The sequence below is a fragment of the Paeniglutamicibacter psychrophenolicus genome, from assembly GCF_030812255.1.
Taxonomy (GTDB): domain Bacteria; phylum Actinomycetota; class Actinomycetes; order Actinomycetales; family Micrococcaceae; genus Paeniglutamicibacter; species Paeniglutamicibacter psychrophenolicus_A.
Genome location: NZ_JAUSSH010000011.1, coordinates 82,007 through 103,387, shown reverse-complemented (window position 1 = coordinate 103,387; position 21,381 = coordinate 82,007). Strand labels below are relative to the sequence as shown.

The 21,381-nt window shown below is 64.5% G+C and carries 16 protein-coding genes; 12 read left to right on the top strand and 4 right to left on the bottom strand.

Annotation, left to right across the window (positions count from 1 at the left end):
• The first annotated feature begins 81 nt into the window (after positions 1-81).
• The 5 genes from J2T21_RS14835 (at position 82) to J2T21_RS14815 (ending at position 5,918) form a co-directional block, all read left to right on the top strand.
• A complete protein-coding gene (locus J2T21_RS14835; protein WP_307582275.1) occupies positions 82-1,107 on the top strand; it encodes a glycosyltransferase family 2 protein in 1,026 nt (341 codons plus the stop codon).
• Entirely contained in the window at positions 1,104-2,459 is a 1,356-nt protein-coding gene (locus J2T21_RS14830; protein ID WP_307582273.1) for a polysialyltransferase family glycosyltransferase, read from the top strand. Before J2T21_RS14835 ends, J2T21_RS14830 begins: the two co-directional genes overlap by 4 nt.
• Positions 2,446-3,474: a hypothetical protein gene (locus J2T21_RS14825; protein ID WP_307582271.1), complete on the top strand. Its 1,029-nt coding sequence runs from the start codon at positions 2,446-2,448 to the stop codon at positions 3,472-3,474. Before J2T21_RS14830 ends, J2T21_RS14825 begins: the two co-directional genes overlap by 14 nt.
• Positions 3,471-4,703 carry a DUF6716 putative glycosyltransferase gene (locus tag J2T21_RS14820; protein ID WP_307582269.1) on the top strand — a complete coding sequence of 411 codons (1,233 nt, stop codon included), beginning with the start codon at positions 3,471-3,473 and terminating at the stop codon, positions 4,701-4,703. The genes J2T21_RS14825 and J2T21_RS14820 overlap by 4 nt, the downstream gene beginning before the upstream one ends.
• Before the next feature lie 129 nt (positions 4,704-4,832).
• Entirely contained in the window at positions 4,833-5,918 is a 1,086-nt protein-coding gene (locus tag J2T21_RS14815; protein WP_307582267.1) for an inositol-3-phosphate synthase, read from the top strand.
• Positions 5,919-6,040: 122 nt separating this feature from the next.
• Here the strand turns inward: J2T21_RS14815 and J2T21_RS14810 are convergent, their stop codons facing one another.
• Together J2T21_RS14810 and J2T21_RS14805 are read right to left on the bottom strand one after the other, a co-directional pair.
• Positions 6,041-7,726, bottom strand: a complete 1,686-nt coding sequence (locus J2T21_RS14810; protein WP_307582265.1) for a formate--tetrahydrofolate ligase — start codon at positions 7,724-7,726, stop codon at positions 6,041-6,043.
• Between the two features lie 151 nt (positions 7,727-7,877).
• A complete protein-coding gene (locus tag J2T21_RS14805; protein WP_307582263.1) occupies positions 7,878-8,219 on the bottom strand; it encodes a hypothetical protein in 342 nt (113 codons plus the stop codon).
• A 243-nt stretch (positions 8,220-8,462) separates the two neighbouring features.
• Between J2T21_RS14805 and J2T21_RS14800 the strand changes: the two genes are divergently transcribed.
• Positions 8,463-9,392 carry a hypothetical protein gene (locus tag J2T21_RS14800; RefSeq protein ID WP_307582261.1) on the top strand — a complete coding sequence of 310 codons (930 nt, stop codon included), beginning with the start codon at positions 8,463-8,465 and terminating at the stop codon, positions 9,390-9,392.
• Between the two features lie 257 nt (positions 9,393-9,649).
• Here the strand turns inward: J2T21_RS14800 and J2T21_RS14795 are convergent, their stop codons facing one another.
• Both J2T21_RS14795 and J2T21_RS14790 read right to left on the bottom strand, forming a co-directional pair.
• Positions 9,650-9,796, bottom strand: a complete 147-nt coding sequence (locus tag J2T21_RS14795; protein ID WP_175475394.1) for a hypothetical protein — start codon at positions 9,794-9,796, stop codon at positions 9,650-9,652.
• Positions 9,797-10,193: 397 nt separating this feature from the next.
• Complete coding sequence (locus J2T21_RS14790; protein WP_307582259.1) at positions 10,194-11,633, bottom strand: CCA tRNA nucleotidyltransferase; 1,440 nt, start codon at positions 11,631-11,633, stop codon at positions 10,194-10,196.
• 173 nt (positions 11,634-11,806) lie between these two features.
• On the opposite strand from J2T21_RS14790, the gene J2T21_RS14785 reads away from it, so the two are divergent.
• The 6 genes from J2T21_RS14785 (at position 11,807) to J2T21_RS14760 (ending at position 20,905) form a co-directional block, all read left to right on the top strand.
• Entirely contained in the window at positions 11,807-12,352 is a 546-nt protein-coding gene (locus tag J2T21_RS14785; RefSeq protein ID WP_175475393.1) for an NUDIX hydrolase, read from the top strand.
• Positions 12,336-14,069 carry a murein biosynthesis integral membrane protein MurJ gene (murJ, locus tag J2T21_RS14780; RefSeq protein WP_307582258.1) on the top strand — a complete coding sequence of 578 codons (1,734 nt, stop codon included), beginning with the start codon at positions 12,336-12,338 and terminating at the stop codon, positions 14,067-14,069. The genes J2T21_RS14785 and murJ overlap by 17 nt, the downstream gene beginning before the upstream one ends.
• A gap of 143 nt (positions 14,070-14,212) precedes the next feature.
• Entirely contained in the window at positions 14,213-15,787 is a 1,575-nt protein-coding gene (locus J2T21_RS14775; protein ID WP_307582257.1) for a hypothetical protein, read from the top strand.
• 109 nt (positions 15,788-15,896) lie between these two features.
• On the top strand, positions 15,897-16,880 hold the full coding sequence (trxB, locus tag J2T21_RS14770; RefSeq protein ID WP_307582255.1) for a thioredoxin-disulfide reductase: 984 nt from the start codon (positions 15,897-15,899) through the stop codon (positions 16,878-16,880).
• A gap of 46 nt (positions 16,881-16,926) precedes the next feature.
• A complete protein-coding gene (gene trxA / locus J2T21_RS14765) occupies positions 16,927-17,250 on the top strand; it encodes a thioredoxin (RefSeq protein WP_307582254.1) in 324 nt (107 codons plus the stop codon).
• 2,512 nt (positions 17,251-19,762) lie between these two features.
• Positions 19,763-20,905 carry an ISAs1 family transposase gene (locus tag J2T21_RS14760; RefSeq protein WP_307582252.1) on the top strand — a complete coding sequence of 381 codons (1,143 nt, stop codon included), beginning with the start codon at positions 19,763-19,765 and terminating at the stop codon, positions 20,903-20,905.
• Positions 20,906-21,381: the final 476 nt, after the last annotated feature.

Genomic DNA, 21,381 nt, shown 5'->3' with positions numbered 1-21,381 from the left:
CCGGCGGGCACCCCAACGGCATTGGGCGGCCAAACGCCGCCGACCGGCTTTCCCAGACTTAAGGACCATCCCGAGATCCCCATGCCTTCCACAACCGAGCTTCCCCCCGCCACGTCCCGGATCCCCGGGCGCATCAGCGTCATCATCCCCGCGATGAACCAGCAGGATTTCATTGGCGACACCCTGGCGTCCCTGGCCCGCCAACGACTGAAGAGACGGGAACTGGAAGTCCTGGTGGTCGATGACGCCTCCACCGATGCCACCGCGGCGATCGCCGCGGAGTTCGGCGCACGGATCCCGGGCCTGAAGATCATCACCCACGCGGCCAACCGCGGGGTGTCCGCCGCCCGCAACACCGGGCTGGAAAACGCCAGCGGCGAATTCGTGGTGTTCCTGGATCCCGATGACTGGTTTGCCCCCAACCACCTGGCCCAGCTGGCCGACGGGCTTGAGGAACTGGACGTGGACTACGTGCGCTGCGACCACGTGCGCGTGACCGGCGGGAACCGGACCCTGTACCGGGCCCCGCAGGCGAACCGAAACGTCGTGTTGGACCCGGCCGACGACATCTCGCCCATCCACACCGCGACCATGATCGACTATCCGCTGGTCTGGGCGGGCATGTACCGCGCCGAGATGCTGAGCTCCGCCGCGCCGCGGTTCAACGAGGAGCTGCGCACCTGCGAGGACCGGCCCTGGTTCTGGGAGCTCGCCCTGAAGGCGAAAAGCTACGCGGTGCTCAACGCCCACGGGATCTTCTACCGCCGCGGGCTGCCCGGCTCGCTCACACAGGTCTTCGACGACCGCCAGCTGGACTTCCTTGACGCCTTCGCCGGAATCCTGGACATGGTGCTGGGCGACCCGGCGCACGAGGCCCACGGGCCCAAGGCGTTGCGCCAGTTCCTCGCCATTTCCTGCCACCACCTGGGGAGGTCTGCCCAGTTCCCTCCTGCCCTGCGCCAGTCCCTGCGCGAGGGCATTGCGCAGCGGCTCGCAGCCATACCCGCGCCGCTGCTGGATGACGGGTTGGCCCAAATCGACGCCAAGCGCCGCAAGACATTGACCGGCCTGCTGCCTTCGGCCGCGGCCAAGGGGAGAAGCAAATGATCCAACTTATCCAGGCCTCCGCCTACTTCCAGGTCGTTTCGCTGGCAGCGATGGCGGATGCGGGCCTGCTCCCGGACACCGACCGCCGCGTCCTGGTGCTGGCCAACGGCAGCCAGATGCCAGAAATCACCACCCCGCTGCGCGAGAACCCGGGGTTCGATGCCCTGGCCGCGCGCTTCGACGACGTGGTGGACCTCGGCGAGCTGCTGTGGCCGCGCCGCCCCGGGCAATTCAACCCCCGGAACGAGGAGCTGCCGCTCTTCGAGAAGTTGTTGCGCCACCGCTGGAACCTCGGCGGGGAGCGGGTGTCCCTGGTGCTCGAATCCATCCAGGTGAACCCGGCCCAGGCAATGGCCCGGATCTTCTTCGACGCCCCGATCTCGGTGCACTCGGACGGACTGATGTCCTACGGCCCCACCCGCAACAAGCAGTCGATGCAGATGCTCCAGCGCCTGCGCGAGACCATTCACATCGACCTGGTCCCGGGCCTCGAACCCATGCTGCTGCTCGAGGCCCCGGTGCGACGCAAGGTGCTGGGCCTCGAGTCGCTGGCCGCCGTTTTTGCCGAACTTGCAGCGGACCTGGATCCCGCCGAGCTGGATCTGCCCTCCGGCGCCGCCCTGGTGGTGGGCCAGTACCTGGGTTCGCTGGGCATCCTCGACGCGGCGGCGGAACTCGAGCTGCACCACGGCATGCTGCTGGCCGCACGCGAGGCCGGGGCATCGGAAGTGGTTTTCAAGCCGCACCCCAGCGCCGGCCCTACGGCTGCGCTGCAGCTGCGTGCCCGCGCCGAATCCCTGGGCCTGGGGTTTCGGATCCTTCAGACCGACCTGCTGGCCGAAACCGTCATCACGCTCATGAAGCCGCTGGTGGTCATCTCCTGCTTCTCCACCGCACTGATCAGCGCCAAGTACATGCTCGGCACCCCCGTCATCGCCGTGGGCACCGGGGAGCTGCTGCAGGAACTGGGCCCCTACCAGAATTCCAACCGCATCCCCGTCTCGATCGTCGATGCCCTGCTCGTCCACAAGCTCCAAACGCCCGCGGAAGCGGGGCCGAACGACGAGCTCACGCCCCTGCTGCGCGCGGTCGCCTACTGCATGCAATACGAGAACCTGCCCGGACTGCGCGGGGAGGCCGCGGCGTTCCTGGAGGCGAACTACTCGCGCTTCGGCGCCCACTTCAAGCGCCGCCGGCTGGCCGCACTGGATCTTCCCCCGCACTGGGCGCACCCGCGGCGCCGCCGCCACTGGGGCCGCCGGCTGCAGCGCCGCGCGCTGCGCGTCGGGACCCGCTCGCTGCAGCGCCTGGCACGCACGCTGCAGGAGGGAGCCTCCCGTGCATCACGTTGAGTACCGGGCGGATTCCGCCGTGGCCCGTCCCCGCTTCGGCCACGCCGAGGTCTGGGTCGAATCCCCGCTGCAGCTGCTCTCCGCCATCGAGGCTCACGGGGCCGGGCTGCTGGGCACTTCCAGCCGCATCCACCCGCGCGGGGGCACCACGACGCTGGATGCCACGCTGGCCACGCTGATGGCCCGGGCACCGGCGGGCGTGGAGTTCGCGCCCCCCACACAGGTGCCCCCGGCCCCGGGATCGGCCGGCGCACGGCGCTGGGTGACCGGGGACGCGTACTCGGGCCGGGTCCAGCGCGCACTGCTGGGCCACATCGCGGTGCAGGAAATCGTGGTCATCGACGACGGGCTGGCCACGCTCGGGCTGATCCGGGCGCTGGTGGCGAGCGAACCGACAGCGCTGGTGCGCCCGCGCTCCAATCCCAACCCGGCGCGCCGCGCGCTGGGCGTTGCCAGCTGGTACCGGCTGCGGGCCCTGGCGCGGGCCGGCCGGCTGCTGGTCTTCACCGCCCTGCCGGTGGAGCCGAAGGTGGCGCGCAGGTTCCGCGACCTGGGCGGACACCTGGAATCACACCGCTTCGAGTGGCTGAACACCCAGCCGGTGGCCGAGCGGATCGCCGAACCCACCGTGGTGGTCGGCTCCGCGATGGCCCCCGACGGGCTGATCCACCCGGATCCGTACTTCCGCTGGCTGCATTCGCTGACCCTGGACGGGCCGGTCGCCTATTTCCCCCATCGCCGCGAGTCCCCGGAATTCCTCGAGCTGCTGGCCGCGCACCAGAAGATCGCGGTGCGCGAGCACACCATCCCCATCGAGATGCGCCTGCGCGCCCTGCGCCGCGGCCAGGTGGTCCGTGCCCTGCCCTCCACCGCACTGCCCTCGTTGCGGCTGTTGCTGGGCGGATCGGGCGTGCGGATCATCGGCAAGCAGGTTCCCGGAGCCTGGTGGAAGCCCGCCGCCACGGAAGAACTTCGTTCCCACCTATCCTCGTCCCTGGAGCTGCTGCCCACATGAACACACCCGCTTCCAGGCCCAGCATCGTTGCGGTGGCCGATTCCGATTCCTACCTCAAGCTCGCCTGCACCACGCTGGATGCCCTGGGGCCGGACTGGGACCGCCGCGTGGTGCTGGTGCGCACCCCCATCGCCCCGACGCCCGAGCAGGTCGCCGCGGCCACGGCGGGCACCTGCTTCCAGGACGTGCAGATCCCGGTGCTGCCGCGCGCCGCCCTGGACTACCGCTCGCTGAATGCGCAGATCATCTTTGCCGCAGCCACCGGACCAGTGGTCAGCGAGCTTTTCACCAAGCTCCTGCGCTCGAGGGCCACCACGGTGCGCCCCTCCGCACTGATCTCGGCGTTGCCCGGCGTCGCCTACCCGGCAACCACCAAGGGCTGGGCCTACCGGCGCAGCGGAGATGCGTTCATCGTGCATTCCCATGCCGAGGCCCGCGAATTCCTGCAGCTGGCCGAGGCTGAAACCGGCCACCGCCCCGACGTGCTGGTCTCCAAGCTGCCGTTCCTGAAGACCGCGGGGTTCCCGCAGCCGGCACCGGCCCCCATCGACACCGTGGTGTTCGCGGCCCAGGCCAAGGTCCCGGTGCAGCGTGCCGAGCGCGAGGAGATCCTGCTGGCCCTGGAACAGGTGGCCAGGCTGAACCCGGCGGTTCGGGTCCTGGTCAAGCTCCGTGCCCGGGCCGGGGAACCCCAGACCCACCTCGAGGCCCACCCCTACGACAGCCTGTGGGAGGAGCTGGTCGCCGCGGGGAAGGTCGGGAACGGGCATGTGGAGTTCGTGACCGGCCCCATGGAGAAGTCGCTGGTTCCCGGTTCTGCATTGCTGACGGTCTCCTCCACCGCGGCCCTGGAGGCGGTGGACCGCGGGCTGCCGGTGCTGGTGCTGACCGACTTCGGGCTCAATGATGCGATGCTCAACTCGGTTTTCCGTGGTTCGGGCCTGCTCGGAACCCTAGATGACGCGGCTTCGTTGCACTTTTCTTTCCCGAATCGTGCGTGGTTGCGCGAGAACTACTTCCACCGTCGCGGCCCGGAGTTCGCCTCGGCCCTGGCCCATTACGCGCAGCGCGCCACGAACCAGACATTGACCACGTCAGAGGCGCAATTGGCAATGGTGAAGGAGGTTGCCTTCCGGCAGCGGGTCCGCACCACCTTGCCGCGTCCGGCGCTGGCAGTGCTGTTGCGGATCCGGCGTTGGTGGCTGAGCGAACGGGGTTCCCGGACCTGATCGGGGGCCCGCCCGAACCCTCGCGGGACCCATTGGGGAATAACCGGCACGGCTTCTCACTTAGCATTGAAAGTGTGCCGGGCGGCGGGTCTTCCCCTGCCTGGAAGTTTTTGATTTTGAGGAGACAAGTTGTCGGAAAATCCGATTCGGGTTGCAATCGTAGGCGTGGGCAACTGCGCCACCTCGTTGGTCCAGGGTGTCCAGTACTACCGTGACGCGGACCCGCAGGCCACCGTTCCCGGACTGATGCACGTCCAGTTCGGCAAGTACCACGTCAACGACGTGCAGTTCGTTGCGGCCTTCGATGTGGATGAGAAGAAGGTCGGACTGGATTTGGCCGACGCCATCCTTGCTTCCGAGAACAACACCATCAAGATCGCCGATGTTGCCACCACGGGCATCACCGTGCAGCGCGGCCACACCCTTGACGGCCTGGGCAAGTACTACCGCGAGACCATCACCGAATCCTCCGCCGATCCGGTGGACATGGTTGCGGCACTGAAGGACGCCAAGGTCGACGTGCTGGTTTGCTACCTGCCTGTCGGTTCCGACGCTGCGGCCAAGTTCTACGCCCAGGCATGCATCGACGCCGGCGTGGGCTTCGTCAACGCCCTGCCGGTGTTCATTGCCGGAACCAAGGAGTGGGCCGACAAGTTCACCGCTGCGGGTGTCCCGATCGTGGGCGACGACATCAAGTCCCAGATCGGCGCCACCATCACCCACCGCGTGATGGCCAAGCTGTTCGAGGACCGCGGCGTGGTCCTGGACCGCACCTACCAGCTGAACGTCGGCGGCAACATGGATTTCAAGAACATGCTTGAGCGCGACCGCCTGGAATCCAAGAAGATCTCCAAGACCCAGGCCGTCACCTCCAACACCTCGGCCAAGCTGGAAGCGGACGACGTGCACATCGGCCCGTCCGACTACGTCGCCTGGCTCGATGACCGCAAGTGGGCCTTCGTGCGCCTTGAGGGCCGCAACTTCGGCGACGCCCCGGTGTCCCTGGAGTACAAGCTCGAGGTCTGGGATTCCCCGAACTCCGCCGGCGTGATCATCGATGCCGTGCGCGCCGCCAAGATCGCCCTTGACCGCGGCATTGGCGGGCCAATCCTCTCGGCGTCGTCCTACTTCATGAAGTCCCCGCCTGAGCAGTTCAACGACGACATCGCCAAGGAAAAGGTCGAGGCCTTCATCCGCGGCGACGTCGAACGCTAGGAACTTCGCGCCCCGCATCCCGGGGGCCACATGCCGAAGCCACCACATCTGTGGTGGCTTCGGCATTTAAGCTTGCTTTTGCGGGTTTCAGGGCACTTCGCCGTTGCTGCGCTGCGGGTGCGCTATGACAGGCCCACTGCGTTTCCGTTTTCGTCGACATCCATGTGCATGGCGGCCGGGATCTTGGGAAGGCCGGGCATGGTCATGATCGCCCCGGTGATCGCCACGATGAAACCGGCACCGGTCTTGGGGATGAGGTCCCGGACCTGCAGCGTGAACCCCTCGGGGGCGCCCAGGAGCGTGGGGTCGTCGGAGAACGAGTATTGGGTCTTGGCCATACACACCGGAAGGTTGTCCCAACCGTTGGCGTGGATTTGCTCAAGCATCCGCTTGGCCCCGGCCGAGTACTCTACGCCGTCTCCTCCGTAGATCTCGCGGACCACGGTCAGGATCTTGTCTTCGACAGGCTGATCCAATTCGTACAGCGGGGCAAAGTTGCTCGGCGCTTCAATGGCCCGCAGGACCGCGGTGGCCAGCTCCTCGGCCCCGGCACCGCCCTGGCCCCAGACATCGGCCACGGCGCATTCGATGCCGTTTGCGGCGGCCCAGTCGGTGACAACCGCGAGTTCGCCGTCGGTGTCGGTGGTGAACTTGTTCAGGCCGATGACCGGTTGGATCCCGAATTTTTTGATGTTCGAGGCGTGCCGGGCGAGGTTTGCCATGCCCAGGCGCACGGCCTCGAGGTTTTCCTCCTTGAGCCCGTCCCTTGCCACTCCCCCGTGCATCTTCAGCGCCCGGATGGTGGCGACCAGGACGACCGCGTCGGGGTTGCAGCCCGCATAGCGGGCCTTGATGTCCATGAACTTCTCGGCACCGAGGTCCGCGCCGAAGCCGGCCTCGGTCACCACCACGTCGGCCAGCGAGCGGGCGGTGTTGGTGGCTATGGCGGAGTTGCAGCCGTGGGCGATGTTGGCGAACGGGCCCCCGTGGATGAAGGCGGGCGTGCCGGCCATGGTCTGGACAAGGTTGGGCTTGATCGCGTCCTTGAGCAGCATGGCCATGGCGCCGGCGGCGCCCAGGTCATCGACAGTGACCGGGGCCTTGCCATAGGTGTATCCGATGGTCATGCGTCCGAGCCGGGCGCGCAGGTCCTCGAGGCCGTTGGCCAGGCAGAAGACCGCCATGACCTCCGAGGCCACGGTGATCTCGAAACCCGTTTCACGCGGGACGCCTTCGGTGGGACCGCCAAGGCCGATGACAATGTTGCGCAACGCGCGGTCGTTCATGTCCAGGACGCGCTTGAACGTGATGCGGCGAGGATCAATGCCCAGTGCATTGCCTTGGTGCAGGTGGTTGTCGATCAGCGCCATCAACAGGTTGTTGGCGCTGGTGATCGCGTGGAAATCCCCGGTGAAATGCATGTTGATCTCATCCATGGGCAGGACCTGCGAATATCCGCCACCGGTGGCTCCACCCTTCATGCCGAAGATCGGTCCCAGGGACGGTTCGCGCAGGGCAATTATGGTCTTGGTCCCGGTGGCGGCCAGTGCATCCCCCAAGCCCACCACCATGGTGGATTTCCCTTCACCGGCAGGGGTTGGGGAAATGCCGCTGACCAAGACCACTTTCCCTGGCTTCACGCCGCGTGCCGTCAAGAGTGCCGGGTCAACCTTGGCCTTGTACCGGCCGTAGGCCTCGAGAGCGTCCTCCGGGATCCCCGCCGTCGCGGCAATTTCGGAAATGGGCTTGAGCATGGCCCGTGAGGCAATCGCTAGATCACTCATGTCGGTTTCAGGCGTCGCTGTCATCGTGTGTCCCCTATCTGGATTCCCGGTGTTCGGGGGATGAGGAAGACCAAGGTTTTTGGTTTTCCTTGATTCCCCTTCAAGCTATCACCGCAACGCTGCAAACGTCCCGGATTCGGAGCGTGGGGGCCTATTCGGAACCTGCCTCCACGACTTATCCGGACACCGTGTCGGCGAAACCAAGAACCACATGGCTTCCTTCGCCGTCCTGGGGGTCGAACGCACCGGCGCTGCCACCTTTGGCCCTCTTCCCGTCCGCTCCGCAGGGGAAGAACAGTGCCCCACCGGTTCCGTCCCGGGACTCGGAGTAATTTGCCCCGTCGGTGCAGAGGAAGCGTTCGCCCGGGGCGACGATCCGGGTTTCTCCCGTCCGGGTGTCGCGCAGTGCGGGCTTCTCTGCCTCGGCCAGGCACAGGCTCGCCCCGCCGTCGCCGTGGACATGGGCAACAACGTTGCCTTTTTGTCCTTGGTTTACTGGTAATTGCGACCGTTCCATCCCGCGAAGACCCGAGCTTTTCCGAATAGTCCATGCGCCATCTCTGGCCGGGGAAATAGGCCGGTCCCATCACCATGGCACGACAGGCCCCACGGTTTCTCCCCATCCCAGGAATTCCGTTCGCCCGGTGTTACAGGTTTTCCGAATCTGTGGATGACTATTTTTTCGACCGTTCCGGCAGCCATCCAGCAGCGGGCTTGCGGCGATTCCGTTCCGCACCGGTGCGATGGGAGAATGGATGACATGCCCACAACACCGCCATTTGCCTTGCTTCTCGATGTCGACGGACCGATCGCCTCGCCAGTGACCCGCGACGTCGCCCCGGAAATCATTGCGCTGCTCCTGGATCTTGCAGTGTCCGGAATTCCCGTGGTCTTCAACACGGGGCGATCGGATGATTTCATCAAGCATCAGGTGATGGCACCCATGATCGCGGCGGGAATGCCATCGACGTTGAAGATCCATGCGATATGCGAGAAGGGTGCCACCTGGTTCACCTTCGATTCGACAGGCGCCGGCGAGGTTCATGTGGACCATGAGCTCGCGGTGCCAGGGCACTACTCGGAAGAGATTCGCGAGCTGGTGGCTTCATCCTTCAGCTCGCACATGTTCTTTGACGAGACCAAGCGCGCCATGGTCTCCGTCGAGCAGCACATCGACGCCGACAACACCGACTACCGACGCGTCCAGGCGAATTTCGACGCGGCGGCCATCAAAGCGATGACTCGCCTGGGTCTCGGCGTTGAGCGCCTCGAGCTCAGCCTGCCGGGCGTCAACAACGTGATCGAATACCGAGTGGATCCAACCATCATTTCCACGGACATCGAATCGGTGGCACTGGGCAAGGACCTCGGTGCCAGGCGCACCCTGGAGCTCTTGGCCTCCGACGGGATTGTGCCCGCAGCGTGGTTCACCGTCGGCGATTCGCGCACGGACTACGCCATGGCCGATTGGCTGGCAGCGCACGGGCACGAGGTCAGCCACGTGGATGTACGCCCGGGTGACGGAATTCCGTCAGGGAAACCGTACCCTGTGCTCACGGCCGGGGACCTTGGCCTGGGCAACGAGGTCATCCACGACCACGCGGGGCTGGCGTTCCTGCGCCACTGGCGCGCGCAGCTGGACCCGGGCACGGACATCGACTCGACAGAGCCAAGCGAAACGTTCGTTTAAGCGGCAAAGCCCGCCGGTGAAGCCGGCGGGCTTTGCACTGTGGGTTTCAGTTGTTTCCATGGACCTTGCTCCTGTGTCGGTGAGTGAGCTGAATTCCGGATCGGCTGTGGATGCCCGATCCTAATTCACTCACCGCACTCGGAAGACCATGTCCATCGGAATGTGGTTACGTAGTTCACGTTCCCGGTTGTCCGGGTTGAACTGCGTCTGAAGCCAAGCCTTGTTCTTTGGCTTTCGGTTTTTTGCAGCCACGGTGGTTACCTCCCCTCGACCTTGTTGGAGGTGCGGAAGGCGGCCTGTTCGGCTGGCCGAGTGGTGCGGGCATGCAGCGCTTCAGGTCCGGCGAATATGAGTTCGGCGGAGCGAGCAGCCTGGGTGGTGATCGAAGAGATCTGGGTAGACATGACGAAAGTTCCTCAAGGATTTGGTCGATTAATGACTCATCAGCCTCGGGAACTTTGAAAAGCTAGGGAAGTACTAGCAGGGCGCCGTTCCGGAGGCGGGGGAAGTTGCTCGGGCGGTAAAGCCGCCGAAGCCATGACGGGGCACATAGAAGCCGCCGAAATTCATTGAATTAATCATCATTCCCACCTCCTTTTCTGGAAGAACATGCCAGAAAATCCTGGCGCCAATATTGTCTATTCGATCTCGACGTCTCATTGAGACTTCTCAATCACAGGTTCCACGATACACAACAATGCACCATTACGCCACATCAATTTGGGAAAACTTTAAAGAAAGGACCCCGTATCGGCGTGTTGCTGACGACACGCCGGAACGGGGCCCGAAATCCTGCTCGGACTACTGCTCGGTTGACTCCGGCTGCTGCGCCCACCACTCCCGAAGCACGGTTACCGCTTCGTCCCGGTCGATCGGGCCGTTGTCCAGGCGGCGTTCCAGCAGGAAGTTGTAGGCGCGTCCCACCACCGGGCCGGGCTTGATTTCCAGCAGCTCCATGATCTGCTGCCCATTGAGGTCCGGGCGCACGGCCGCCATTTCCTCCTGCTCGCTGATCTCGACGATGCGGGCCTCGAGATCGTCGTAGGCGAAGCTGAGCCGGTCTGCCTTCTTGCGGTTGCGGGTGGTGACATCGGAACGGGTCAACCGGTGCAGGCGCTCCAGCAGGTCCCCGGCGTCGTGGACGTAGCGGCGCACCGCCGAATCGCTCCATCCGGCATCGCCGTATCCGTAGAAGCGCATGTGCAGCTCGACCAACCGGGCGACGGCCTTGATCGAGTCATTGTCGAAGCGCAGGGCGCGCATGCGCGCCTTGACCTGCTTGGCGCCGACCACGTCGTGGTGGCGGAAGCTGACAGCCCCGTTGGGCTCGAACTTGCGGGTGGCCGGCTTGCCGATGTCATGCATCAGGGCCGCGAAGCGCAGCACGAAGTCGGGCCCGGGAACCGGTCCGTCGGCATCGCTTTCCAGTTCCATGGCCTGCTCGAGCACCGTCAGGGAGTGCTGGTAGACGTCCTTGTGGCGGTGGTGCTCGTCGACCTCCAGGCGCAGGGCGGAAACCTCCGGGAGCACGATGTCGGCCAGGCCGGTGTCCACCAGCAGGTCGATGCCCGCGCGCGGGTTGGCGCCGTTGATGAGCTTGACCAGTTCATCCCTGACCCGCTCGGCCGAGATGATCTTGATGCGTTCGGCCATTTCCGCCATGGCAGCCCGGACGTCGGCGGCCACGTCGATTCCCAGCTGGGAGGCGAAACGTGCCGCCCGCATCATGCGCAGCGGGTCGTCGGAGAAGGACATCGAGGGCGCCCCGGGCGTGCGCACCTCGCCGGCGGCCAGGTCGACGGCCCCGTTGTAGGGGTCCACCAGTTCCAGGTCCGGCAGGCGCAGGGCCATGGCGTTCATGGTGAAGTCGCGGCGGTACAGGTCGTCTTCGAGCTTGTCCCCGAAGGCGACGATGGGCTTGCGCGAGGACGGGTCGTACGCATCGGCCCGGTAGGTCGTCACCTCGATGGTGTGCTGGTCCTTGCGCAAGGCGATGGTGCCGAAGGCGCGTCCCACTTCCCAGGTGGCATCCGCCCACCCGGCCACCACGGCAAGGGTTTCGTCAGGAGAGGCGCTGGTGGTGAAGTCCAGGTCCGGGGACACCCTGCCGAGAAAGAGGTCCCGCACCGGGCCTCCCACCAGTGAGAGTTCAAAACCGGAGTCGACGAATCGCTGTCCCAGTTCAAAGATGACGGGGGGCAATAGTTCGGTGAGAACCTGGGGGGACGGTAGTTGCTGCATAGTTCTTTAAGGGTGCCAGACTTTCTGGATAGTGCCATGATCCCGGCCACTTCAATTCGGCGTTAGCTTCCACACGCCGCCGACATCGCCGCCCCGTAACGAAGACACGAATAACACGCGGAGGCCGGGCGGGGCAAGCCACGAAGCGCCGCGGAACCGATAGAGTGGTTGCCATGGCCCATCCAGTTCCCAGCGCCCCGAAGCGCACGCCGTTGACTGCGTCAATGGCGCATGCGCAGGCACAGGTGAGCCCCGGGCACCACCCGCTCCCCACCGTGGAGGAAGTTTCGGCCGGCGGCGTTGTCATCGATACGTCCCTTCCCAGCCTGCCGGTGGCCATCATTGCCCGGTACAACCGCGGCGGTCGGCTCGAATGGTGCCTGCCCAAGGGACACCCCGAAGGCGTGGAAACCAACGAGGAAGCCGCCGTGCGCGAGATCGAGGAAGAAACCGGAATCGCCGGTGACATCCTGGCACCGCTGGGCTCGGTCGACTACTGGTTCACCGTCACCAACTACCGCGTCCACAAGACCGTGCACCATTTCCTGTTGCGTGCCACGGGCGGCGAACTGACCATTGAAAACGACCCCGACCACGAGGCCGTGGACGTGGCCTGGGTTCCCCTGCTCGATCTCGGCAAACGCCTGTCCTTCCCCAATGAGCGGCGCATCGCCGATCTTGCGCGTGAAGTACTCCCCAACTATGTCCCAGGTATCTAAGCACCCCGCGCGCCCCGGCACGCCACCCAAGATCCCGCAAGCACCGGCCCGAAACCAGACCCAACGCCAATCCAAGGCCTATGCCCTGATGGCCTCTGGCACCTTGGTTTCCCGCATTCTCGGATTCATCCGCACAGCGCTGCTGGCCGTTGCCATCGGCTCGAGCACCACGATGGCCGACATCTTCGAGAAGGCGAACGTCATCCCGACGATCATCTTCATGCTGCTGGCCGGCGGCATCTTCAACGTGGTGCTGGTCCCCCAGCTCATCAAGGCCTCGAAGGCCTCCGACCGCGGATCGGCGTACACCTCCAAGCTGGTGACCCTCACCATCGTGGTGATGGGCCTGGCCACGGTGCTGCTCGTTTCCATGGCCGGGCCGCTGATCAAGGTCCTGACCCTCGACTGGACCGAACCCATGATTGCCATGGGAACCACGTTCGCATACTGGTGCCTGCCGCAGATCTTCTTCTACGGCGTCTACGCGGTCATCGGCCAGGTGCTCAACGCCCACAACCGCTTCACCGCCTACATGTGGTCCCCGGTGGCCAACAACCTGGTGCAGATCCTCACCATCGGCACGTTCATTGTCCTTTTTGGCGCCTACGGCGGCGGTAACGACCAGCTGGACAGCTGGACGACCTCCCGGACGGCCCTGCTGGCCGGTGGAGCCACCCTGGGCATCGTCGTCCAGGCCCTGGCCCTGTTCATGCCGTTGCGCCGCATCGGGCTGAACCTGCGCCCGGACTTTTCCTGGCGCGGCATGGGCCTGCGCCATGTGGGCAAGCTTGCCGCCTGGACCCTGGGCTCGATGATGGTTGGCAACATCGCCTCGCTGGTGAACTCCAAGTTCGTCTCGGCCGCCACCAATGCCCGTGAGGGCATGCCCTTCGGCGGCGCCGATATTCCCGGCGAGTACGCGCTGAACACCTCCCAGCTGATCACCGTGCTGCCGCACTCGATCTTTGCCCTCACCCTGGCCACGATGCTCTTCAACGAGTTCACCAAGGCCTTCCACGAGAAGCGCCGCGGGGACATCGCACCGTTGCTCTCCCGCGGTTTGCGCACCACCGCCGTGCCGATCGTCTTCGCCACGGTGGCCTTCATCGTGCTGGCCGGGCCGCTGGGCCGGCTGTTTGCCGGCAGTTCCTCCACCGCGATGCTGCAGGGCGCCGCCATCGGCCAGCTGCTGCTGCTCACCACGCTGGGGCTGCCATTCAAGTCGATCCACTTCTTCATGATCCGGGTCTTCTTCGCCGAGGAGGACACCAAGACGCCCATGTTGATCCAGACGGTCATCGCCGTGCTGTGCGTCGTGCTGGCCTTCGGTGCGGTGCAGGTCCTGCCCGCGACGGAGATCGCCCGGGCCGTGGCCCTGATCTACGGTGGCACCAACGTGCTCTCCGCGGTGATTGCGCACGTCTTGGTCGTCCGCCGCTACGGCGACTACGGAGTCGCCCGGGTGATCGACAGCTACGTGCGGATCGGTGTGATGGCCGCCCTTTCGGGCATGGCGGGCGCCGGGGTGCTGTGGCTGCTGGGCGGCTACAGCTGGGGATTCGCATGGAGTTCCATCGGTTCGGCCATCATCTCGATCGCCGTCGTCGGTTCCGTCATGGCCGTGGTCTACATCGTCTTGCTGCGGCTGATCCGCTCCGAGGAACTGGATAATTTCCTCGGCCCGCTCGCCCGCCGGATCCCTGTGCTGCGGCGCTAGGCGCCTTCGCAGGAGGGCTTCACGTGCCCGCCGCACCGGCGACATCGGGCTTGTTCTTCACGAAATCCCATCCCCGGCCCGGTAACATGGAACGGGGCACCCACGAGGGTGCCGGCAACGCAAAGTAATCCCGGGAGGGAATCGTGTCGCAGCCCATCGACGCTGGCGCCGTGCTTGGCGGCCGCTACCAGGTGACCGAATCGGTCTTGACCTCGGCAGACGGAGACCAGGTACTCAGTGGCATCGACCAGGTGCTCAACCGTCCGGTGAGCATCCTCGTCGGTTCAACGGCCAATGCCTCGCAGCTGGCCACGAGCGCGCGCGAAATCGCCACCGGTGAACGTTACGCCGCGGTGCAGGTCCTCGACCTCGGGATTTCCGAGGGCAACACCTATCTGGTGACCAACCTCGCAGAGCCGGCCGATCTTCTTGACCTGGTGGTCCAGGCCGACTCGCCGTACGTCGAACCGTTCTACACCGATACCCTGGGCACCGAGATCTTTGGCGTGTCCCGCTCCTCGGAGCCGGCGAGCTACGATGACGACGCCGAGTACTACGAGGACCAGCGCGCCCAGGAACAGCAGCGTCCGGCCATGCTGGACAGGCTCCCTGAAATCAGCCTCAACGAGAAGCTGAACAACATCAAGGGTCGTTTCACCCGCGGCAAGCAGGTCCCCCCGGCCGCAGCGCCCGTCGCGCCGCCCGCCACGGTGGGTTCGAGCACCGAACAGGCACCCGTGGTGCCCGCATCGTCGGCACCGTCGCCTGCGGCTCCCGTTGTTCCCTCCCCGGAGGCCCCCGCTGCCACCATGGCAGCGCCCGTCACTCCCCCGGCTCCGCCCGTCGCCAAGCCTGCGGCCAAGGTCACCCGGATGGAGCAGCCGGACCATGCCGAGGAGCCCGTCGTGACCTCGGCGGCGGCCCTGGCCGCGGCGCAGAAGTCCCGCGGCATCACCGTCGACGAATCGGGCCAGCGTGTGCCCTCCAGCTTCCCGGTGGCGGCCCAGTCCTATTCGGAGCCGCTTGCCGACGAATACGAGGACGAGGAAGCCGGCGAGGGCGGAAAGAAAACCACGCGCCTGCTGATCGGGGCCTTGCTCTGCGCCGTCCTGGTGCTTGCAGTCGTCTTCGCCTACAACACCCTCGGCGGGGGCAATCCCTCGCCGGTGGCCACTGCCACCCCCACGCAGAGTGCGACCGAATCAGGCAGCGCCAGCGGGGAAGCCTCACAGTCTCCCACCGCCGAGGCGGTCAAGCCGAAGATCGCGGACATTACGCGCATGGTCCCCGGAAACCAGGATCTCAACTCGGACACCGACAACACGCTGGCCAAGGCCATCGACGGCAACCCCGCGAGCCTGTACAAGTCCTACTCCTACACGTCCCCGCAGTTCGGTGGCCTGGCCTCCAACATGGTGTTCATCGTGGAGCTCAAAAAGCTCTCCGACATCTCCGAGATCCAGCTTGAGGGCCTCAACGGCTCCGGCGGTTCCTTCGAGATCCGCGTGGGCAAGACCAACAACCTTTCCGATGCCAAGATGGTCTCCAGCGGCTCCTTCACGGGTCCGACGGTCACCGTCCCGGTCAGCGGCGAAGACGGCGCCAGCGCCCAGGGGCAATACGTGTTCCTGAACGTCACCGAGCTGCCTCGCCGCGCCTCGGGGGCCAACGCGTCGCGCCCGTACGGACTGCAGATCGGCGAGTTCCGCGTCTCCTAGCCGGACAGGGCCGGGAATACCACCAAGGCATTCGCTGTTATGCCGCATAGCCCCTCTTCCCCGCGGTGTGTTTGAAACAAGACCGCACTTATGAAAGGTTTGCCCACCCGTGGCCACAGAAGCACAAGACGCCATCCGCAACGTCATTATCATCGGTTCCGGCCCCGCGGGCTACACCGCTGCGGTCTACACGGCTCGCGCCAACATGAAGCCCCTGGTCATTGCCGGTTCGGTAACCGCCGGCGGCGAGCTCATGAACACCACCGACGTGGAAAACTTCCCGGGCTTCCCCGAGGGCATCATGGGCCCGGACCTGATGGACAACATGCAGAAGCAGGCCGAGCGCTTCGGCGCCGAGATCCTCTTTGACGACGTCACCGCCGTCGAACTGGCCGGCGACGTCAAGGTCGTCACCCTGGGCGACGGCACCGTGTACCGCGCCCACGCCGTGATCCTGTCCACCGGCTCCGCCTACCGCGAGCTCGGGCTCCCCGACGAGAAGCGCCTGGCCGGCCACGGCGTGTCCTGGTGCGCGACCTGCGACGGTTTCTTCTTCCGCGACCAGGAAATCGCCGTCATCGGCGGCGGCGACTCGGCCATGGAGGAAGCCCTCTTCCTGACGAAGTTCGCTTCCAAGGTCACCGTGGTGCACCGCCGAGATTCCCTGCGTGCCTCGAAGATCATGGCAGACCGTGCCCTGGCACACCCGAAGATTGAGTTCATCTGGGACTCCGAGGTCGTCGGCATCTCGGGCGCCGAGAAGGTCACCGCCATGTCGCTGCGCAACTTGAAGACCGGTGCGGAGCAGGAAGTCGCCGTCACCGGCATGTTTGTCGCCATCGGCAACGACCCGCGCACCGACCTCGTCAAGGACGTCCTCGACCTGACCGCCGAGGGCACGATCGCCGTTGACGGCCGCACCTCGAAGACCAGCCTGCCGGGCGTCTTCGCCGCGGGCGACGTCATCGACGCCTCCTACCGCCAGGCCATCACGGCTGCCGGTTCGGGATGCGCCGCCGCCCTCGACGTCGAGCACTACCTTGCCGATGTCGAAGCCGCGGCAACCGCAAACGCAGTTTCAGTCTCCAACTAATTTTTCCCCAGCAGGGGGAAGAGAACCTTAACGAAAGGTGCAGGCCATGAGCCAGACCAAAGACGTCACCGACGCAACTTTCCAGGCTGAGGTCCTTGAGGCCACCAAGCCGGTCATCGTCGATTTCTGGGCAGAGTGGTGCGGACCGTGCCGCCAGCTGACCCCGATCCTCGAGCAGATCGCCGCGGAGCACGCCGAGAAGATCGACGTCGTCAAGATCAACGTCGATGACAACCCGGCCATCGCCGCCAAGTATGGCATCACCAGCATCCCGGCCGTCTACGTCTTCCAGGGCGGCGAGCACGTTGCCACCTCGATCGGCGCCAAGCCGAAGCCTGTCCTTGAAAAGGAATTCGCTGCCTTCCTGTAAGGTTCGCGACTTTTCCGTCCGCTCGGTGCAGCCACTCCTTCGGGATGGCTGCACCGAGCTTTTTAACGCCCTACCTCCCACCAGGGTGAATTTATGCTCGCCAACGATAGACACTGGAACAAGTTGGAACTCTAAACAAATAAAATCATTTGTTTACCAGCATGTTTTCGAAAAATTCAAGCTTTCACCGTTATCTTTCACGATCGAGGCCAATTGCGACCACGATGGATGCTGATGCGTTGCTTCTCAGTTGAAAGGCGCCAGAGGATGAACGGAACGCAGGCGAGCCGTCTACTTCGGGAGTATTTGATACTCCCACTTAACCGGGCTCCGAATCGAAGGCCCGGCTTTCGCTAGCGGCAGTACTGGCTCCGTTTCGTTCCAATTCGAGGTGCGGAGCAATTTTTCCAACGTCCGCAGGGTCGGCTATCCGCTGTGAGTGAGATCAACGGACGGGTCCATCACGAATTTGTGCCGCAGCCAGAGCTGGATACCCGTGAATCGACAAGGCCTTGCTCCCGGGCGCAGCCGGTCCGTTCTTGTCTCGCCAGATGCCTCTACTTTTCAAGGACAAGCATGATCCATGCTCACGGTGCCGATGTACGTGCCATGATCATCACCATCCGGTCTGTCCCACACCAACCATTTCTTCATTGACCGGCGTCTTCGGGCCAAAGACCATGACCGAAAATTCCAACACCGACGATGTGGTGCCGGGTGCATTCAACGACTTCGGGCGCTGCCGTCTTCCGGTGATGTTTTCTGGGCCAGGCTACCCGATCGCCAGGTCGCCGAATCGGCCCGACCACGAGACCCTCCCACCCTTAGACGCCTTCCGCATGGTTTCGGGTCCTCGCTGCGCGTGGATGATTTGCGCCGGGGTCGTTCACGGAGCGCATGTCCTCCGCCCATTGCTCAGGGACGAACCCGTGAATGTCCGGTCTCCTTGAGCGCGTAATCGTTGGCTTCGAGGGAACTTCCCATTGGGGATATTGCCATTGGAAGCAAGCACCTCCGCTGCAGGGAACCGTTGTCCGGGCCGAGTTCCAACTACCAGCAGAAGCCCGGGCAGGCCATCTCGCCATGTTGCCGGTTCCTGGTTTGATTCCAAACCTTTTGCAGAAGATCCGGTCCACGATCATCGCGTGCGCATAGCCACCGCAACCCCATCTTTGGCCCCAGTTCTTCGACTGATATTGCGTAGCCGGGAACCACCGAGGCTGACAAATCTGCAGTGCCGTTCCTCGGGCTACAAATTTTGCGGGACAGCTTCCGGGAGGGACCAATCAGCCACCACACCTCAGGCAAGTGAAAAGTGTGTTCCACCCCGTCCAGCGGTGTCGTGGCCGCCGGAGGCGGGCAGGTGCGCCCCTTCCACGCCTGTTACGTGAATGTCACCGGCTCGTCGGCTGTCGACCGCTGCTGCGGCCGCCTCGAACGCCCAGAGCGGCGCCAACGGGCAAGATAGGCGCCGTGCCCGTCGGTCCGGCATCCCCGGCACCGGCCCTATTTTTTGCAATGCCGGAGCGGCATCATGCTTCAGGCAGCAGTGGTTCCCGGCGCAGGCCGGCGAACACTTGCCCAACATGGGTCCACGGCCGAACCGGGGTCGGTCCAGGCATCCCGCCTTCGCACTGCCTGAGCCCTTCGGCCACTGGACGATGCTCATTGTCCCCGGGCCCTGGCCAACCGCCGGGCGGCCAACTTTTCATCCAAACCACCGGCCAGATTCTCCACCCCCCCCGGGTGTCACGCGGTCGAGGAAAGGCAATCGACCTCCACCATCAGGGCAAGGACTTCGAGTCCTGATGGTCACGGCTTCCGCCGCCACGGGTGGCCACTGGTGACAATGTCGCGCCATTGACCCTTCGAAGTATCCTGTATTCGTCCTGGCACAGCCAGCTTCCGCGGCAGCTATCCCACTATCCTGGATTTCTTTTGTGGTGGGCATCCGCGACTGCAAGACTTCGCACTTTCATGATTTCTCCTTCCGGCTCCGTCTCCCCGTGACGCCACGAACCGTCTTCGTGCCTCCTCTGGGTGCGGTCTTAGACGTGTCTTCAAGTCAAACCGGGCGCAGCTGACGGGCGAGTCTGCGGCTGCGCGGCAAGCGAGGCCTCCGTTTGCGGGGGTGCGTCATTGGTCGAAAGGCAATCACCCGGAACTCCCGGACGAGAGGCCACAGGCAATTGTTTGCCAGAGCCACCGGAGCCGCGCCATTGTCGCCATGGGCGCATGACACGATTCGAGCAGGATCCCCCAGTCGGCAGGGGACTCTCAGGCCGACGTTCTTGAAATGACCCTGTTGTTTCACGTGAAACAAGCTCACCGTAGCTTGAGAAGAGTCGAGTGTTGTCGTGATAATCCGGGGTGACTACGCAGGGCGACTGCAAAGTCGTGAACGAGCCCACCAGTCTTAAAATATGAGACAAACCGGTCCCAGCTTTTAAAGGGCAGGAACTCCTAGTAAGCATGTGAATATCAGCCCACATGTTTCACCAGGAGTTCCTTCGTGCAATCTTCCCACCTGCAGGCCTTTGTTGACCAATTTTCCACATCCGAGCCGGTCGTCCTTGATCCCGGCTGCGTGCTGGTGGCGTTGGCCGGCCTTCCGGATCCCCGCGCCAGGCGCGGGGTCCGCCACCAATTCGCGCACCTGCTCCTGATCATGGTCTGCTCGGTTCTCGTCGGCGCGAAGACGCTGGTGGAAATGGCCGAGTGGGCCGCCGACACCGCCAGGACAGAGCTGGCCGCCTGCGGGATCGGAACCCCGCACGCGACGACCTTGGCGCGGGTGCTGGAACGCCTGGATTCCGACGCCTTCGACCTGCTGGCCGGTGACTGGGCCCAGGGCCTGGGACGGCCGGTGGCCATTGCCGTGGACGGCAAGGAAATGCGCGGGGCAAAGAACGGCAAGGGAAGCCGGGTCCACCTGCTCTCGGCGATCGACCAGGACACCCACGCGGTGCTGGGCCAGGTGGCGGTCGGCGAGAAAAGCAACGAGATCCCGCAGTTCCCGGTGCTCATGGACCACTTCACGTCGCTGTCCGGGGTCGTTGTCACCGCCGACGCCATGCACACCCAGGCCGGCCACGCACGCTATCTGGCCGAACGCGGGGCACACTATATTTTCACCGTGAAAGCGAACCAGCCGACCTTGCTCGAGCAGCTCTCCACCGTCCCGTGGGGCCGCGTTCCCGACGGGGACAAGAGCTCGGCGAAAGCGAACGGCCGGCAGATCATCCGCACCATCAAATGCGCCACCCTCAGCCCGGGCATCAGGTTCCCCCATGCACTCCAGGCCATGCGGATCACCCGCAAGTCCCGGCCGGTCGGCGCCGGGAAGTGGCACCTGGAAACCGTTTATGCGGTGACGTCCCTACCGACATACCAGGCCAGCCCGGGGCAGCTGGCGGGTTGGGTCCGCGGCCACTGGGGCATAGAAAACGGCCTGCACTGGCGTCGGGATGTCCTTTTCCAAGAGGACAAACTGCAAGCCAGAAACGGCCAAACACCACGAACACTGGCGATCCTCAGAAACATCGCCATCACCCTGCTCAAGAACCAGGGCCACAAGAACCTCGCCAGGACCACGCGGCACCTGAGAAACCACCCCGGCAAGATCCTCAAAATGGTAGGAATCGGCTCACGCTAGCGACTTTGCAGTCGCCCTGGGTGACTACGCCTGCCTGTTTCACGTGAAACATTTTTGAGGCCCCGCCGCGATCCCCGCCGTATTCATCTTCAGGCTGAAGGAGGGCTAGCCGCATTCGCCGACGTTTCACGTGAAACATTCGCGGGTGAAGATTCGAATGTTGAGTCATCCCGAAGAGCATTCCTGGTTGCCGAATCAATCCGACCGGCTGTGGCGGCGGGGGTAGGTTTACTGATCTGAGGAACCCACTGGCGCACCTCCGCGTTCATTGTTTCCTCTCCGGGGTGGAACCAGCCTCGTCGGCTTGCCTGCGGATTAGAAGGCCCGTTGTTCGGAATCCCTGAGTGCGCTGAGCCTGGTTCTTCACCTTCGTATTCTGCAGCCGCGCGCACTACGGTCCGGTCATGAAGAGGACCGCACCAAGCGGGAATCCTCCACTCCTCTGCGTCGAGATGCGGGTGCAAAGCATTTCTCCA

Excerpts from the sequence above, each read along its gene's own strand:
- J2T21_RS14835 (WP_307582275.1), top strand. The coding sequence starts at position 82 with ATGCCTTCCACAACCGAGCTTCCCCCCGCCACGTCCCGGATCCCCGGG.
- J2T21_RS14830 (WP_307582273.1), top strand. The coding sequence starts at position 1,104 with ATGATCCAACTTATCCAGGCCTCCGCCTACTTCCAGGTCGTTTCGCTG.
- J2T21_RS14820 (WP_307582269.1), top strand. The coding sequence starts at position 3,471 with ATGAACACACCCGCTTCCAGGCCCAGCATCGTTGCGGTGGCCGATTCC.
- J2T21_RS14810 (WP_307582265.1), bottom strand. The coding sequence starts at position 7,726 with ATGACAGCGACGCCTGAAACCGACATGAGTGATCTAGCGATTGCCTCA.
- J2T21_RS14805 (WP_307582263.1), bottom strand. The coding sequence starts at position 8,219 with ATGGAACGGTCGCAATTACCAGTAAACCAAGGACAAAAAGGCAACGTT.
- J2T21_RS14800 (WP_307582261.1), top strand. The coding sequence starts at position 8,463 with ATGCCCACAACACCGCCATTTGCCTTGCTTCTCGATGTCGACGGACCG.
- J2T21_RS14795 (WP_175475394.1), bottom strand. The coding sequence starts at position 9,796 with ATGTCTACCCAGATCTCTTCGATCACCACCCAGGCTGCTCGCTCCGCC.
- J2T21_RS14790 (WP_307582259.1), bottom strand. The coding sequence starts at position 11,633 with ATGCAGCAACTACCGTCCCCCCAGGTTCTCACCGAACTATTGCCCCCC.
- J2T21_RS14785 (WP_175475393.1), top strand. The coding sequence starts at position 11,807 with ATGGCCCATCCAGTTCCCAGCGCCCCGAAGCGCACGCCGTTGACTGCG.
- murJ (WP_307582258.1), top strand. The coding sequence starts at position 12,336 with ATGTCCCAGGTATCTAAGCACCCCGCGCGCCCCGGCACGCCACCCAAG.
- trxA (WP_307582254.1), top strand. The coding sequence starts at position 16,927 with ATGAGCCAGACCAAAGACGTCACCGACGCAACTTTCCAGGCTGAGGTC.